Here is a 16,580-nt window from a genome sequence, read left to right on the forward strand (position 1 = left end):
CGGCCCGCAATTTTTTGACACTCACTCGGCGGGTACACAGGTGTTAGCAACAAGGGTGCCAGCTCAGGGGCAGCCTTTTGAGAAAAGCGTTTTCAAAGCGTTGCGGTTCAGATCAAGTGGCAAACAGATAGCCTTCGACATCCATCCCCGCATCGCGCATTTGCGCCAGTTTGTAACGCAAGGTGCGCGGACTGATGCCGAGTTTTTCCGCCGCTTCCTTGCGTCGCCCACGCTCCGTGCGCAGGGTATCGATGATCATCTGAAACTCCCGGCGGCGCAGGTCATCGCCCAAGGCGCCGGCCGAATCCGCGTCGATTTCAACTTCACGAATCACTTGTGGCCCTGGTGCTGCCACGGGCAAAGCGGCGAACGTCACGGCACCGGCCAGACAGAAATCCTGCGGCTGAATCAAACCGCCCTGCTGCAAAATAAGTGCACGCTGAATCGCGTTATCCAGTTCACGTACGTTGCCCGGCCATGGATATCCGGTCAGGCACGCTTGCGCCTCGGGCGAGAGTTTCGCCGCGGCATGCTTCATTTTATTGACGTGCTTGGCCAGTAACCGCTCAGCCAGCGGCAAGATATCGGCAGTGCGCTCGCGAAGTGGACGCCAAGCCAGGGGGAAAACCGACAGGCGGTAGAAAAGATCCTCACGGAATCGCCCCGCCGCCACCTCACCTGCCAGATCGCGGTTAGTGGTGGCCACCACCCGGATATCCAGGCTGATCGGCTTGCGCGCACCGACCCGCTCGACTTCGCGCTCTTGCAGCACACGCAACAGCTTGGCCTGCAGACCGAGGGGCATCTCGGAGATTTCGTCGAGCAGGATCGTGCCGCCGTCGGCCTGTTCGAACTTGCCGGCCTGCGCCGCAATTGCCCCCGTGAACGAGCCCTTCTCGTGACCGAACAGCGTTGCTTCAAGCATGTTGTCGGGAATCGCGGCGCAATTGATCGCAATAAACGGTTGATTGGCGCGGTGGGATTGCTGGTGAATGTAGCGCGCCAGCACCTCTTTGCCCGTGCCAGACTCGCCGGAGATCAACACAGTTGAATCGCTGCGCGCGACCCGCGCGGCCAGTTCGAGCAACTGAGCACTCGCCGGTTCGACAGCAATTGGACCGTCGATGTCGCTGGTACCGAGGTTGCCCAGCGCATGTCGCGCCACCAGATCGAGTAACGCCTTAGGCTCAAACGGCTTGACCAGATAATCCGCGGCGCCCTGGCGCATCGCATCGACGGCACGCTCCACGGCGCCATGCGCCGTCATCAGCAACACCGGCAATTGCGGCTGGCGGGCGCGCAGCAGCGAAAGCAATTGATGACCGTCCATGCCTGGCATGTTGACGTCACTGACCACCAGACTGAACGCTTCGCGCGCCACCGCCGTCAACGCCTCTTCAGCGCTGCCGACCGCGTGGTAATCATGACCGGCCAACAGCAGTGTATCGGCCAGCGCCTCACGCAATGAACGGTCATCCTCGACCAGCAGAACCTTGATACCCATGATGCTCACTCAGCTCCCTGTACAGCGGAAAACAGCGGCAGGATCACCTGCGCGCACGTGCCGCGCCCGACACGCGAACGCAGCTGCAATTCTCCCTGATGCGCCCGGGCCACAGCCTTGACCACGGTCAGACCGAGGCCTGTGCCGGTAACTTTGGTGGTAAAAAACGGTTCGCCGAGGCGCTCCAGCACCGACGGCTCGATCCCGCTGCCGCTGTCGCTGATGCACAACCGCAGCGTGTTATCGCGGGTGTAGCAATGCACTTTCAAGCGCACAACAGCGGCGCTGGCCTGGATCGCGTTTTCGATCAGATTCAAAAGGGCCCCGACCAGCGTGTCGCGATTGCACAGCAACTCGCCAACATGACTGTCGCACTGCCAGCGAATGGGCAAATCCTGCACATGGGTCAACGCGGCCGCTTGCAACGATTGCATCAAGGCATTGGGCGTGAGGCGGTCAGTCAGCGGCAATTCACCGCGAGCGAACACCAGCATGTCGCGCACCTGATGCTCCAGCTCATGCAGACGCTCTTTCAGACGCCCGGCAAAACGCTGCTGGGTGGCGACCGGCAGCTCCTGCTCGGTCAAATGGCTGGCATAGAGCAATGCAGCCGACAGCGGCGTGCGGATCTGGTGAGCCAGCGAGGCCACCATGCGCCCCAGCGATGACAAGCGCTCGTGGCGCGCCAGTTGATCCTGCAGGTGACGGGTTTCGGTCAGGTCGTTGAGCAGCACCAATTGCCCCGGCTCGGCATCCAGCGAGCGCGTGGCAATCGACAGGCGACGACCGTTTTTCAGAGAGATTTCGTGACCGTCGTCTTCACGCGGGGCGAAGCAACGCGCGATGACATGGCGCCACAGCTCGCCTTCCAGTGGCAAACCGAGCAACTCGATGGCCGCCGGGTTGGCTTCGACCACAATGCCGTGACCATCGATCACGATGACGCCGCCGGGCAATAGATCCAGAAGGTTTTGCAGACGATTGGCCAGACGCTCTTTTTCCGCCAACTCCTGCATGCGCTGAGCGCTGACCACGGCCAGCTCACCCTTGAGCTCGGTGACCCGTGCTTCAAGCATGCTGTAGGAGTCAGTCAACTGACTGGACATCTGACTGAACAGCGCGAAGGCCTGCTCAAGACCCTGCCGGCTTGCCTGCTCTACGGAGGGCGGTTGCCCCTCGGGACTGGAGGCAGAAGACATCTGGGCGGCTTGGGGCATTGTGATCTCTCGCTTTGCTGACCGTCAGTGAAACGGAACGTTGCGAGGGATGTAGCAATACCCGTGCCTAAAAAAAACTGCTTATAAATGAATAGGTTGAAAAACAGGCGTCAATCATCCGCCTGTTCGTCTCCATCGCGCCGGCTCATACCGTATTTGCGCATCTTTTCCACCAGCGTGGTACGCCGAATGCGCAGGCGCTCGGCAGCCCGCGCCACGATGCCATTGGCGTCGTCGAGCGCCTGCTGGATCAGGCCCTGCTCGAGACCACCGAGGTAGTCCTTCAGGTCCAGGCCTTCTGGGGGCAGCATGGCGTTTGCGGTGAAGTCTGGCGTATGGCCGTTGATTGCCACGCGCTCTTCGAGATCGCTGCGCAAGCTGTCGACCATTTGCTCGTCTTCATCATCGACGTAGCGGAATTTTTTCGGCAATTCGACCACACCAATCACCCCGTACGGATGCATGATCGCCATGCGCTCCACCAGGTTGGCCAGCTCACGGACGTTGCCCGGCCAGGCGTGACGGCACAGCGACATGATCGCCGCCGAGTTGAAACGGATCGAACCGCGCTTTTCGTGCTCCATGCGCGATATCAGTTCGTTCATCAGCAGCGGAATGTCTTCGACACGCTCGCGCAACGGCGCCATCTCGATCGGGAATACGTTCAGGCGATAGTAGAGGTCTTCGCGGAAGGTACCGATCTCGATCATGCTTTCGAGGTTCTTGTGGGTCGCGGCGATGATGCGCACGTCAACGCTCTGGGTCTTGTTGCTGCCCACGCGCTCAAACGTACGCTCTTGCAACACGCGCAGCAGCTTGACCTGCATCGGCAGCGGCATGTCGCCGATTTCGTCGAGGAACAACGTACCGCCATTGGCCAGCTCGAAACGGCCGGCACGGCTGGTGATGGCACCTGTGAAGGCGCCCTTCTCGTGACCGAACAGTTCGCTTTCCAGCAACTCTGCCGGGATCGCCCCGCAGTTGACCGGTACGAACGGCGCGTCGCGACGCTTGGAATGGTAATGCAGGTTACGCGCTACCACCTCCTTGCCGGTGCCGGACTCGCCGAGGATCAGCACGCTGGCGTCGGTGTCGGCCACTTGCTGCATCATCTGACGCACGTGCTGGATCGCACGGCTGGTGCCGACGAGACTGCGGAACAGATTGGGTTCTCGATGACGACCGCGCTCGCGGGCCTGGTCATACATTTCGCGATAGACCTGGGCGCGGTGCAGCGAGTCAAGCAACTTGCTGTAGCTCGGCGGCATTTCGAGGGTCGAAAGCACGCGGCGACGCTGGTCTTCAGGCAAGTCGACGGAAGAATTATCGCCCATCAGCAAAACCGGAAGGAACTCATCCCAAGTTGCGAGTGTCTTTAGCAAGCCAAAAAGCGCACCAGGAGCATTGACCGTCCCGATCAGTACGCAAATGACCTCACGACTAGACGACAAAGAGCCGACCGCCTGCTGCCAGTCATGGCTGCCGCAGGGTAAATTTTCTTCGCCGAGAAAATTCAAGATCACCGCCAGGTCGCGGCGGCGAACGCTATCGTCATCAATCAGCAGAATTTTGGTTTCACGCCACATGCAATAGCAACTTCCCTAGTCAACTCAATGCCCAAAATAAGGGGCAAGCGAGACGCTTGCAGGACACCATGTGCCTGTAGACGCCTGAAATCTGAAAACAGCCACTAGTTAAGTCAAAAAACCGTGCACAGTCAAATTTATGGCGCACATGTTTGGATTAACCGGGGATTAATTAACCAAACAGATGGTAAACCTTTGCTGCGTTTTGCGCTTGGGTGATCTGCGACATCTCTTCGACAATCGCCTTACGCTCTCCCGTCGCCGCTTCCAGTAACTGCTTGTAAACCCCTAGCAACTCTTCAAGGTTGTCGCGCAACGCCACCTCGTCCACCGAAGCTTCACTCAAGACGTCTTCCATGCAGGAACGGCAGGCCAGATCCAGCTCGCCAATAGCTTCCCAGTTACGCTCGGCCAGAGCACCGGACAGAGCCTCGCGGGTTTCTTCGATTCGCTGCAATACAAGACTCATGGTGATCTCCTTAAAACTGTGGAGCCGGCGTGCCGATGGCATCCCAGCCGTCCTTGACCGTGCGCAACAGGTCAGCGACTTCGTCGAGGATCTTTGCGTCGGTCTTGGCGTTGGCTTCAGTCAGACGCTTCATCATGTATTCGTAAAGATTGGCCAACTCGCCAACCTGCTCCGACTGATTGTCCAGATCAAGCCCCTCGAGCAGACCACCAATGATGCCGATGGCCTTGCCAATCAGAACACCTTTGTTCGGGATGTCCTTGCGCTCCATAGCGCCTTTGGCTTGGGCAATACGATCAAGACCACCTTCCATCAGCATCTGGACCAGACGGTGCGGACTGGCTTCGGAAGTCTGCGCCTGGGCGCCAATCTTCTGGTATTGGCGAAGGGCTAACATCGGATTCATGTTCTACCTCATCAAATTTCTATGGTACGCATATCAAGGGTATCGACGATGCGTCAAAAAACTTTAGATTCAAATGCAAAAAGCCCGGAGCGTGAAAAAACGCTGCCGGGCTTTTGGCGTTTCAGACGTTAGCCTTTCTGCTGAGCGGTCAACGCCTCGAACATCGAAGTGATGTTGCTGGCGGTGGCCTTCAGTTTGCCGACCAAGGTGTCCATGTCGTTGTACTTTTTGGTCAGTACATCGGTCAGGGTTGCGATGCGACGATCGAGTGCTTCCTGATCATTGCTCAGACGTCTCTTGGTTGCATCCAGCGCCTTGCTGCGCGCATCGAGAATAGAGTCCTGAATCTTGCCATTGACTGTCTTGGATTCAGTGAACGGCTTGATCGCATTATTCATGCGCTCCAGCAGCCCGCCGGTGCCGGTGAACAGGGTCTGCACTTCGCCACCGAGCTTCTTGTCGTTCATCGCGGCAGTGAACTTGGTGCTATCGAAGTTCAACGCACCGGTCTTCTGATCGGTGGTAATCCCCAATTGCGAAAGCACAGTCAACTTATCGCCGGAGCCCGTCTGGGACAAAGGTTCACGCAGGGCATTAAGAATCGACCGCGGCAGCGGGTCACCAGTCAGAGCCGCTGCAACGGTGAGCTTGCCGTCATCATCCAGCGACGGTTTGGTCAGCGAAGTCACTGCGTTGGCAACAGCGTTGTAGGCATCGACAAATTTCTGGATCGACGCCTTCAGCCCATCGTTGTTGGAGGCAACAGTGACCGTCGACTTACCGATTGCCGCCAGGTTCAGGGTCAGCCCGGAAATCGCGGTATCGTTGGTATTGGAACTGCTGGTGATTTTCAGACCATCGACGGTGAATTCCGCGTCCTGGGCCAGATCACCGATGGCACCCGACGATGAAGCGGTCGGGGTGGCATCCATTTTCGTTGTACCGTCGATCTCGAGACCGGCAATACCACTGGCAGAAATGTCGGAACCTACGCCCGTCGTGGTAGAGCCAAGCACCAGTCGAGACCCGAAGCTGTCGGTCACGATGTTGGCACTCAAACCCTTGGATTGATATTGGGTGTTGATCGAGTCACGTACCGATTGCAGGGTTGCTCCCGCCGCGACGGTCACAGGATAGCTTTTGCCATTCTGGGTGATGGTCAGAGTGCCGGTAGGTATCGAACTGGTATTACCACCAGGAAACGCCGCAGAAGCGACCTTCGAAGACGTAGCGAGCTTTGTGACATCCAAAACATAATTGCCGGAAACGGCATAGTTGCTCGAGGTGGCAGACAGCACTTTTGTGTCGGAGGACGTTGCCGCAAAACCGGTGAACTGCGGGCTGGTGGTGCTGCCCAGATCAGTCAGGGTTTTCTGGAACGTCGCCAGCAGCGACTTCAAAGTACCAATACCGGAAATGCTCGCCGTGTTGGTGGCGGTTCCACGGTCGATCTGACCTTGCTTGGCCGCTTTGTCAGCGTTCACCAAGGCTTTGACGATAGCACCGGTATCAAGGCCTGAGCCTAAACCCGTGCCCGGTAGAATTGGACTTGCCATGTGGAACTCCCTTCAGTGTGTCGCCGGTCTTTTGACCACTACAACGCCCAAAAGAACATAGCAACAAAATTCGTGCCAGCTGTCAGACTTTAGCGCTGAACAACAGGCTGCTTGCATCATTCAAACTGTTTGCCAGTTTCAGCACTTCTTCGTTGGGGATCTGGCGGATCACCTCACCGGATTCGCTGGCAATCACTTTGACCACTACTTTGCCTGAAGGCTCATCAATCGAAAACTCCAGGTTGCGCTTGACCGACTGCACAAACTTCTCGATCTCCTGAACAGCCATCTTCAGTTTTTCCGGATCGGTCTTATCGTTTTTACTTTCTTCCTTGACAGCAGCTACCGGAGCAACCACAGGGCGAGGCTTTTCTGCAGGCTTTTCGGCAACCGTCGTCGCCTGCTTGGCCGCAGGATAAGACAAGTTCAGCTTGGCGCTCATATCCATGTCCATCACCTCTTAAAAAATTAAAAAGCGAGAGAGCGCGACAAGCGCACTCCCCCGCCAAAACTCATCAGCTATTACTGAAGCAGTTTCAGTACAGCGGATGGCAGTTGGTTGGCCTGGGCCAGAACTGCGGTGGAAGCTTGTTGCAGAGTCTGTTGCTTGGTCAGCTGTGCAGTTTCAGCAGCGAAGTCGGTATCTTGTACGCGACCCAGTGCAGCACTGGCGTTTTCGTTGATGTTCTGCAGGTTGGAGATGGTGCTGGTCAGACGGTTCTGGGCAGCACCCAGGTCTGCACGGCTGGAGTTGATCTTGGCCAGAGCGGCGTCGATTTTGGTCAGCGCGTTGTTCATCGAAGCTTCAGCGGTAGCGGAGTCGTTACCGGTGATTTGTACGGTAGCCGAGTCAACCGACAGGGTAGCTGCGTCGAAGCCGCTGTCCAGGGTCAGGGTGATCTGGTTGGTAGCGCCAGTGTTGGAACCCACCTGGAAGGTCATGGTGCCAGCGGTGCCGTCGATCAGGTTCTTACCGTTCAAGTTGGTCGACTTGGCGATACGGGTCAGTTCGTCGGACATCGAAGCGAACTCTTTGTTCAGAGCAGCGCGGTCAGCGGTGCCGTTCGAGTCGTTTCGGGATTGAACAGCCAGTTCACGCATACGCTGCAGAATGTTGGTCGATTCTTGCATCGCGCCTTCAGCGGTCTGAGCGATCGAGATACCGTCGTTGGCGTTTTTGATCGCCATGGTCTGACCACGGATCTGCGAAGTCATACGGGTAGCGATTTGCAGGCCGGCGGCGTCGTCTTTAGCGCTGTTGATTTTCAGGCCGGAGGACAGACGGGTCATCGAAGTCGACAGAGCGTCGGAAGCACGGTTCAGGTTTTTCTGAACGTTCAACGATGTGACGTTAGTGTTTACTGTTAAAGCCATGACGAATTCCTCGTTGGTTGGGTACTGCGGCTTCCGGCCCTGGCAACCGCCGGGTATGGCCTAGAGAACCTTCGTAATAGTTATCGTCGGGATTGCAACTTGCTTTAGGGGATTTTCGAAAAAATTTGCCATCAGTCGGCCATCCCTCGTAAATCAAGGGGTTGGCGAGCGCCTGCAAACGAAAAAATGGCGTCAGGAATACGCCGACCACTGAAGAACGAGAACTCGTCACGACCGGCACACAGGGGAGTTGTTTAAAAGGACAGACTATCGGCGATCAACTGAACGAGTTCGTATTCAAGATAATCGGCCAGCGCCAACCAGTTTTGCGCTTCCTGACACTCAAGCATCAGGCCAAGGATTTGCAGCCACTGCTGCTGACTTTGCCCTGATGCCATATCGAAGCAAGGCTGCAATGTGCCAGCCAGATCAATCATCGCCAACCCTGCCTCCACATCACGACCAAGACGAAACATCGCCGCGCACTGCTGCGCCTGAGTGATAAACGCTTGCGTCATACCGCCCACTCCGAATGAAACGCCGTCCCGGCGATCATCGCCCCTGCCCGACTGGTGTTGTAGAAACGCACTTGCGGATGCCCGGCGATGAAGCGCTCCAGCTCGCACAGATAGCTGCGAAAGTTGAGCTGCGTTTTGATTCGCTGCCCGTGACCATCGAGCACCCAGTGTTTGGCTGCGACCCGTTGCGGCCCCAGATCACCGTCGCTCCAGCCGGCATGAGTCTTGTCGCCAGGAAAGGCAAAGTCGGCGCCGAACAATGTGATCTGTGCAGCGCCCATCTTCACCGCCAGATCCACAGCAGGATGGATCACACTGCCACCGACATACAGTTCGCCGCGTGGCATTTGCTGACGAATCACTTGATAGATCGGACTGGCCGAATAAGCGGCGTAGCGCGGCCCTTGCCAGTCCTTGAGCACCTGTGGTTCGACCATAGGCATGTAAACCAGCGTTATTGATGCACTGTCCATCGGCGGCAGATGCCGAGCCGAAATGCGCTGATCGATGGTGACCACAATGTCAGGACGAATGCCGTGCTGCAGCAATGGGCGATACGCCGTATCGACACAAATGAACAACGGCCGCTCGGCTTGCGCGCGAATGGCTCGCAGGCGCTCGAAGTGCAGTTCAAGACTCGGCCCGGTGGCGATCACGAACACATCGCGCCCAACGTGCGATCCAAACAACTCAGCCACATCACCATCGCCTTCCAGCAACGCCTTGCTGGCTTGTAGGCGCTCGACGATTTCCGGCGACTGCGGATCGAACTCACGATTATTGAAAGCCAGATGGGTTTCGCTGATCAGCCGATCACGGATTTTGGCGCTGTAGTCATCGGCCAATACCAACTCCGATGGCAACGCGAAAAACGGCAGACATATCTCGGCAAGATCACCGGCGTAATGCAATTCAACGCGCGAATCATTGAGCCACGGTTGTTGGTCGAGCAACTGTAGAACCAGCGCAAATACGGCGCCGTTGAGAATGTGTACGTGCAATTGCTTGAGTTGCGCACGCTTCAACAACTCCAATTGCAGATCACCCAAACCGGCGCCATAAACGTGCAGCACCCGACTCTCACTCGCCAGGCTCGCGGCCTGGACTTGCGCCTCACGCGCACGGTCATGGCGACTGGTCAGTTGAATGCCGTTGATACTCAACGTCGAACCCAACCCCTCCACCAGATCAGCTTGCAGCGATGACGGATCTTGCGCCCTCAGACGGGCTGCCACCAAAGGCCAGCGGCGCTGGATGACGTCGGCATTCGACTGAAAGAACTCGCTCATGGCGCCTCGTGAACATTCGGGCAAAAAAATAGCGCTCAAGGTTACACCTTGAGCGCTATTTTTGGCTGCGCTTTATTGATCAGGGACGATAGAGGATCGCCGAACCCCAAGACAAACCAACGCCAAAACCACTGATCGCAACGCGACTCCAGTCAGAATCGAGTACGTGTTTTTCCAGCAACAGCGGAACACTCGACGACACGGTATTGCCGGTCTCGACCATGTCCTTGATGAACTTCTCCGGCTCGCCTTCGAAGCGCCGCGCCACGGCATCAACAATCGCCGCGCTGCCCTGGTGAATGCAGAACGCGTCAATGTCATCAGCCTTGAGGCCCGAATCGTCAAGCAACTCATGCAAGTGCGCCGGGACTTTTAGCAGCGCGAAGTTGAACACCTGACGACCGTTCATGAAAAACACACCATTGCTGACCTTCAGGTGCGGAGCGCCAGAACCGTCGGTGCCGAACTTGGCTTTACCCAGCGCCCAGGTCGGATCGTCGCCCATCCAGGTCGCGGTGGCGGCATCGCCGAAGAGCATGGTGGTGTTGCGATCTTCCGGATCAACGATCTTCGAGTACGGGTCAGCGGTGATCAACAGACCGTTTTTCAAACCCGCGGCTTCCATGAAGCCCTTGATCGCGTAAATGCCATAGACGTAACCGGAGCAGCCCAACGAGATATCGAACGCCGCAACATGGGTTGGCAGACCGAGTTTGTCCTGCACGATCGCAGCAGTGTGCGGCAGGCCTTCTTCGTCACCGTTCTGGGTAACAACGATCAGCGCATCAATAGATTCACGCTTGAGTTCAGGGTTGTTGGCAAACAGCGCATTGGCCGCTTCCACGCACAGATCGGAGGTTTCTTGTTCAGCGTCTTTACGCGGCAGAAACGCCGAGCCGATCTTGCCGAGAATGAATTCTTCATCCTTCTCGAATTTTGCACCTTGTGCGTAATTGTCCACGCCGGCTACAGGAACGTAGCTCGCAATGCTTTTTATGCCAATCATTACGGCTTCCCAATATAAAACAACCCAAAACCACCGCTCGCAAGGATTCGAGGGGCGCCGACAAACAGAAAATGGCTGCCACAACGGGCAACCATGGGGGAGCGCAAAGGGCTATCACTGGAACCGAAAACGGGCCAGGCGCCATCTCCCCGATCAATACAATACAGTGAAGATGCGCGTTATGACTCGCAGGTCACGCTATTTTGCCGAATCGGATGCAGATCGGGTTATTCGACCAACGACCAATCCAGCGGCGTACCACGCTTGATCGGTGCGCGAGCGCGGCGCCCGAGGACAGCATCGACGTGCTTGGGCGGCAGACCGAGGCCGGGGCGAATGGCACGCAGATTGTCCCCTGTGAAGGGTTCACCAGCAGCCATGTCGGCCGTCACATACAGCGAACGGCGGTAGACCAGCGACTTGCGCTCGGCTTCGGTCGCGCCGTACTGCACCTGCCCCAAGGCCTGCCAGGCACGCTCGGTCTCGAGCACCAGACTGGCCATTTCCGCAGGCTCCAGCGAGAAACTGGCATCCACCCCACCCGCCGAACGGTCGAGGGTGAAGTGTTTTTCCACCACCGTCGCACCGAGCGCTACAGCCGCCACTGACACACCGACACCCATCGAATGGTCGGACAGCCCCACTTCACAACCAAACAGTTCACGCAGATGCGCGATGGTGCGCACGTTGCTGTTGAGCGGTGTCGCCGGGTAAGTGCTGGTGCACTTGAGCAATACCAGATCCTTGCAACCGGCCTCGCGGGCGGCGCGCACGGTGTCATCCAGCTCAGCGATGCTGGCCATGCCGGTGGAGATGATCAATGGCTTGCCGGTCGCGGCGACACGGCGAATCAGCGGCAAATCGGTGTTTTCGAAACTGGCGATCTTGTAGGCCGGCACATCAAGGCTTTCGAGAAAATCCACTGCCGTGTCATCGAACGGTGTCGAGAACGCGAGCATCCCCAATTCTTTGGCCCGTGCAAAAATCGGCGCATGCCATTCCCAAGGTGTGTGGGCCTTTTCATACAAGTCGTAAAGCGAGGTACCCGCCCACAGACTGCCGGGATCCTTGATGAAGAACTCGCCCTCGGCCAAATCCAGGGTCATGGTTTCAGCGGTGTAGGTTTGCAGCTTCAAGGCGTGCGCGCCGGCCTTGGCGGCGGCCTCAACGATTTGCAGCGCTACGTCCAGCGACTGGTTATGGTTGCCGCTCATCTCGGCAATGATGAACGGTGGCGCGTCGGCGCCGATCAGGCGGTCGCCAATCTTGAAACTAGGCATGCGGGTGATCCTTCAAAACACGGGTGAAGGCGCAGGCACTTTGCGTGAACCCGGCCTCACGAAATACATTCAACGAGGGGCGATTATCCGACAGCACCTGGGCAGTGATCGCCGTCATTGACGGCCAGTAATCGCTGACGAACGATTCGCCGCGAGCCAGCAGCGCCCTGCCCCATCCGAGACCGAGACGGCCCTCGAACAGATAAATCGACACTTCAGCTTCGAGCCCGCGCAAGTCATAGCGCAAGACACCCACCGGGCCATCATCGGCCTCGGCAATCAGCAGCAGACGCTGCGTGTTGCGCAAGCTTGCACTCAACCAGTTCAAGTGCTGCGCCCAGTCGATCACACCCTGTTCTTTCGACCAGCGCCGCACGGCCTCAGCATTGCGCCCCTCGAACAACAACTGCGCATCATCCGCCCTTGCCAGGCGCACATTGAGCACCGCGCCAGCCAGCACCGCAGCGACGCGAAGCGCACCGCGACCATCGACCAGTTGCCGCGAACGCTCGGCGAGGCTTTGGCGCAAATAAACATTCTCGGTGACAAAACCTATGGCCTGACGCAGTTGCTCGACAGTGACCTGCTCGCGAGCGCCCATGAATACATGCGCACCCGCCGCCGCCATCACTTCGCCGTTGGCCTGCTGGTTATTCGACACGGCGATACAGATCGTCGGCAGCCCCATCGCCGCGCGCTCCCAACTGGTCCCCCCTCCCGCGCCGATAAACAGATCAGCCTCAGTCATGCGCTGATAAAAATCGCTGACAAAACTGTGCAAGTGCCAGTTCGGGCGTGTTTCGACCATGGCTTGCATGTGTGCCAGGGCCGGGTTGTCAGCGCCGGCGACAAAGTCCACTTGCAGCTCAGCAAAGTCCGCTAGCGCCTGCATGGCGTGATGGGTCTGCCTCGCTGCGTCGAACCCACCGAAATTGACCAACACCCGCCGGGCCTTGGGTTTGATCTCGATGGCCGCGCAGTTGAACTCCTCACGCAACATGGCATAGCGCGGCCCGAGTAACGTACGGCAACCGGCAGGCAACAACGGCGCGTAGTTTTCGCTGAGACCGGACAGATTCTGATTGAGCAGCAGATCAACGCTGTAACGCCGAGTGGCCAGATCGTCCACGGCTGCAATCCGCGGAGCCCAGCGCCGGGCAGCGGTTTGCCAGTGATGATCGAGGCCGTAATGGTCGGCGATGACCCAGTCGAAGCCGGCGTGCCCCTCAAGCAATCCGGCGAGTGCATCGATGTCAGCCTGCCAAGGCAGCATCGACTCGATGGCCTGCTGCGGATCTTCATCGGGATAGCGTTCAGGCAGCGCGAACGTCTCGAAACCCTCGGCCAGCAAAGCGTCGAGCCGATGCCCCGGCAAACGCCGACAGGCAAATGCGACATGACTGCCCTGCCCACGCAGCACACGAGCCAGCGTCAGGCAGCGGGCAATGTGACCGCTGCCGATGGTGGGCGAAGCGTCAGCACGAATCAGCACTCTCATTGCAGCTCCCCACCGACCTTGAGCGCGGCGTACAAATACTCGGCACGTTTCCAGTCCTCTGGCGTGTCGATGTCCTGCACCAGATGACGCGGCAAAATCACCGGCAGACTGGCCGGCGAGAACAGCACCTCGCCGCGCAACCACGACTCGCTGCGCCCCCAATAAAACTGGCCGGCATCCTGAAAGGCTTCGGGTAGATCCTGAGAGCGGGTATGGCGAAACTCCGGGTACAACGCCACAAGCGCGCCCTGCTCGTCGACGGTCAGTGCGCGTTGTATCGGGAAACCAAAACCGGTGACGGAAAAGGCGAAGGACTTGTCCGGATGTTGCTCCAGCAAATCAAACCCCTGTCGCAGATACCGCGCCTGCAACAACGGCGCCGTCGCATAGACGCAACAGGCGTAATCGAAACCCGGTAACTGTTGCAAGGCATGCACGATCACCGCCGCCGTGCCGGTAAAATCGTCGGCAAGATCGGCCGGACGCAGAAACGGCACGTCGGCGCCGTGCGCCCGCGCTACCTCGGCAATTTCCTGGTCATCGGTGCTGACAACCACTCGGTCGAACAACCCCGAACCCAGCGCCGTGCGAATCGAGCGGACGATCATCGGTACGCCATCGAACGGTTTCAGGTTCTTGCGCGGGATGCGCTTGCTGCCGCCACGGGCAGGGATGATCGCCACGCAACTCACGTTGTCTTACTCCTCAAGAACCAGCCGTCGCAGTTGCTCGACCACGTAGTCCTGTTGTTCATCCGTCAGCAGTGGAAACAGCGGCAGGCTGATCGCTTCTGCGTAGTAACGTTCGGCTTCGGGAAAATCTCCCTCGGCAAAACCCAGGTCGCGATAGTACGGCTGCAAGTGCACGGGAATATAGTGCAGATTCACCCCGACCCCGGCCGCGCGCAAACCTTCGAACACCTGACGGTGGCTGAGACTGATGCGATCCGTCTGCAAACGCACGACGTACAGATGCCACGCCGATTGAGCCTCCACCTGAGCGCTGGGCAAGGTCAGCGGCAAATAAGCCAGCAAACGCTCGTAACGTGCCGCCAGTTCACGACGGCGGGCGACAAACTCATCCAGTTTGCCGAGTTGCGACAAGCCCAGCGCCGCTTGCAGATCCGTGATCCGATAATTGAAGCCGAGCTCGATCTGCTGGTAATACCACGGGCCGTGGGCAGGCTCGGTCATTTGCTGCGGATCACGGGTCATGCCGTGGCTGCGCAGGCGCTGCAAGCGCTCTGCCAGTTCCGGGCGATTGGTCAGCACCATGCCGCCCTCGGCACTGGTGATGATCTTCACCGGATGAAAACTGAACACCGTCATCGCCGCGAATTCGCCGCAACCCACCGGGCGCCCGGCATACGAGGCACCGACCGCGTGGGAGGCATCTTCGATCACGGTAAAGTTGTAGCGCTGCGCCAGGTCGGCGATCCGGCGCATGTCGCAGCTTTGCCCGGAGAACGCCACCGCCACCAGCACTTTGGGCAGTTTGCCGTCACGCTCGGCTTGCTCCAGCTTCGCTTCCAGCACAAAAGCATCGAGGTTCCAGGTGAGCGGATCGATGTCCACGAAATCGACATCGGCGCCACAGTAACGACCGCAGTTGGCCGACGCCAGAAAGGTATTCGGCGTAGTCCACAAGCGATCGCCGGGGCCAAGCCCCGCCGCCAGACAGGCAATGTGCAGCGCCGCCGTGGCGTTGCACACCGCCACGGCGTAATTGGCCTCGCAACGTTCGGCCATCGCCTGCTCGAAACGCTCGATGGTCGGCCCTTGCGTGAGCCAGTCGGATTTCAGCACCTCGACCACTGCGTCGATATCGGCCTGATCAAGGCTCTGCCGACCGTAGGGGATCATTTCGCAAGCTTCGCGTGCAGGTCAGCGATCTGCCCCACCGAGAGGAAATGCGGGTTGGTGTCGGAGCGGTATTCGAAATCTTCGCTCACCGGCTGACCGCGTTCGCCCAGCTTGTCGACGGCGAAATCGACATCGACGCTGGTGAAGCGGATCGACGGCTCAATGGTGTAGTGATCAGCAAATTCCAGGGTCATCCGCGCATCGTCCAGCGGCACCATCAGTTCGTGCAGCTTCTCGCCCGGACGAATACCGACATTCTTGTGCGGCAGGTGCTCGGCCATGCCCCGCGCCAGATCGACGATGCGGATCGACGGAATCTTCGGCACGAAGACTTCACCGCCGTGCATCCGCGCAAAGCTGTCGAGGACAAACTGCACGCCGTGATCCAGCGTGATCCAGAAACGCGTCATGCGCTCATCGGTGATCGGTAGCTCCTGCGCGCCATCGGCAATCAACTGGCTGAAAAACGGCACCACCGAACCCCGCGAGCCGGCCACGTTGCCGTATCGCACCACGGCAAAACGGGTCTGCTGTTCGCCGGCAATGTTGTTGGCGGCAACGAACAGTTTGTCCGACAGCAGCTTGGTCGCGCCGTACAGGTTGATCGGGCTGGCAGCCTTGTCGGTGGACAGCGCGACAACTTTCTTCACGCCATTGTCGATGGCGGCGGCAATGATGTTTTCCGCACCGTTGACGTTGGTACGAATGCACTCGGTCGGGTTGTATTCCGCTGCCGGCACTTGCTTCAGCGCAGCGGCATGCACGACGTAGTCGATGCCGCGCATGGCCTGACGCAAACGGTCGGCATCGCGCACATCACCGAGAAAGTAACGCATGCACGGCGCGTTGAACGTCTGCTGCATTTCGTATTGCTTGAGTTCATCGCGCGAGAAAACCACCACCCGCTTGGGCTGGTATTGCTCCAGCAAGCGGCGGATGAAGTTGCGACCGAACGAACCGGTGCCGCCGGAGATGAAAATCGATTTACCGTTGAACATGTCTTGAGTCCTGTTTC

At 58.4% G+C, this 16,580-nt stretch carries 16 protein-coding genes; all 16 read right to left on the minus strand.

The genetic code is table 11. From position 1 onward, the window contains the following. Positions 1 to 112: 112 nt before the first annotated feature. Positions 113 to 1,504, minus strand: coding sequence for a sigma-54 dependent transcriptional regulator (locus K5E40_RS17920; protein ID WP_221732043.1), 1,392 nt, complete (start codon positions 1,502 to 1,504; stop codon positions 113 to 115). A gap of 5 nt (positions 1,505 to 1,509) precedes the next feature. Then, positions 1,510 to 2,721: a sensor histidine kinase gene (locus K5E40_RS17925; protein WP_401136345.1), complete on the minus strand. Its 1,212-nt coding sequence runs from the start codon at positions 2,719 to 2,721 to the stop codon at positions 1,510 to 1,512. Positions 2,722 to 2,831: 110 nt separating this feature from the next. After that, positions 2,832 to 4,307, minus strand: a complete 1,476-nt coding sequence (locus K5E40_RS17930) for a sigma-54 dependent transcriptional regulator (protein WP_221731983.1) — start codon at positions 4,305 to 4,307, stop codon at positions 2,832 to 2,834. Between the two features lie 172 nt (positions 4,308 to 4,479). Further along, complete coding sequence (locus K5E40_RS17935; RefSeq protein ID WP_221731984.1) at positions 4,480 to 4,776, minus strand: flagellar protein FliT; 297 nt, start codon at positions 4,774 to 4,776, stop codon at positions 4,480 to 4,482. A gap of 10 nt (positions 4,777 to 4,786) precedes the next feature. Continuing rightward, positions 4,787 to 5,182 (minus strand): flagellar export chaperone FliS, encoded by a 396-nt coding sequence (gene fliS / locus K5E40_RS17940; protein ID WP_221731985.1) that lies wholly within the window; start codon positions 5,180 to 5,182, stop codon positions 4,787 to 4,789. Between the two features lie 128 nt (positions 5,183 to 5,310). Next, entirely contained in the window at positions 5,311 to 6,738 is a 1,428-nt protein-coding gene (gene fliD, locus K5E40_RS17945) for a flagellar filament capping protein FliD (RefSeq protein WP_221731986.1), read from the minus strand. Between the two features lie 82 nt (positions 6,739 to 6,820). Beyond that, entirely contained in the window at positions 6,821 to 7,186 is a 366-nt protein-coding gene (locus K5E40_RS17950; RefSeq protein ID WP_221731987.1) for a flagellar protein FlaG, read from the minus strand. A gap of 74 nt (positions 7,187 to 7,260) precedes the next feature. Next, entirely contained in the window at positions 7,261 to 8,112 is an 852-nt protein-coding gene (locus K5E40_RS17955) for a flagellin domain-containing protein (RefSeq protein ID WP_008077063.1), read from the minus strand. Positions 8,113 to 8,366: 254 nt separating this feature from the next. After that, positions 8,367 to 8,630 (minus strand): hypothetical protein, encoded by a 264-nt coding sequence (locus tag K5E40_RS17960; protein WP_221731988.1) that lies wholly within the window; start codon positions 8,628 to 8,630, stop codon positions 8,367 to 8,369. Continuing rightward, the gene (locus K5E40_RS17965; RefSeq protein WP_221731989.1) at positions 8,627 to 9,919 is read right to left on the minus strand and encodes a motility associated factor glycosyltransferase family protein; all 1,293 of its coding nucleotides are present in this window, start codon (positions 9,917 to 9,919) and stop codon (positions 8,627 to 8,629) included. Before K5E40_RS17965 ends, K5E40_RS17960 begins: the two co-directional genes overlap by 4 nt. 79 nt (positions 9,920 to 9,998) lie before the next feature. Further along, positions 9,999 to 10,925, minus strand: a complete 927-nt coding sequence (locus K5E40_RS17970; RefSeq protein WP_221731990.1) for a ketoacyl-ACP synthase III — start codon at positions 10,923 to 10,925, stop codon at positions 9,999 to 10,001. A gap of 227 nt (positions 10,926 to 11,152) precedes the next feature. After that, complete coding sequence (gene pseI / locus K5E40_RS17975) at positions 11,153 to 12,205, minus strand: pseudaminic acid synthase (RefSeq protein ID WP_221731991.1); 1,053 nt, start codon at positions 12,203 to 12,205, stop codon at positions 11,153 to 11,155. Next, positions 12,198 to 13,703 carry a UDP-2,4-diacetamido-2,4,6-trideoxy-beta-L-altropyranose hydrolase gene (pseG, locus tag K5E40_RS17980; protein ID WP_221731992.1) on the minus strand — a complete coding sequence of 502 codons (1,506 nt, stop codon included), beginning with the start codon at positions 13,701 to 13,703 and terminating at the stop codon, positions 12,198 to 12,200. The genes pseI and pseG overlap by 8 nt, the downstream gene beginning before the upstream one ends. Continuing rightward, entirely contained in the window at positions 13,700 to 14,395 is a 696-nt protein-coding gene (gene pseF, locus K5E40_RS17985) for a pseudaminic acid cytidylyltransferase (protein WP_221731993.1), read from the minus strand. The genes pseG and pseF overlap by 4 nt, the downstream gene beginning before the upstream one ends. A 6-nt stretch (positions 14,396 to 14,401) precedes the next feature. After that, entirely contained in the window at positions 14,402 to 15,565 is a 1,164-nt protein-coding gene (pseC, locus tag K5E40_RS17990; RefSeq protein ID WP_221731994.1) for a UDP-4-amino-4,6-dideoxy-N-acetyl-beta-L-altrosamine transaminase, read from the minus strand. Then, positions 15,562 to 16,563: a UDP-N-acetylglucosamine 4,6-dehydratase (inverting) gene (gene pseB / locus K5E40_RS17995; protein ID WP_221731995.1), complete on the minus strand. Its 1,002-nt coding sequence runs from the start codon at positions 16,561 to 16,563 to the stop codon at positions 15,562 to 15,564. The genes pseC and pseB overlap by 4 nt, the downstream gene beginning before the upstream one ends. Between the last annotated feature and the right edge of the window lie 17 nt (positions 16,564 to 16,580).

Origin of the sequence: Pseudomonas baetica, from assembly GCF_019733355.1 — a bacterium.
In the GTDB taxonomy this organism is placed as follows: domain Bacteria; phylum Pseudomonadota; class Gammaproteobacteria; order Pseudomonadales; family Pseudomonadaceae; genus Aquipseudomonas; species Aquipseudomonas baetica_A.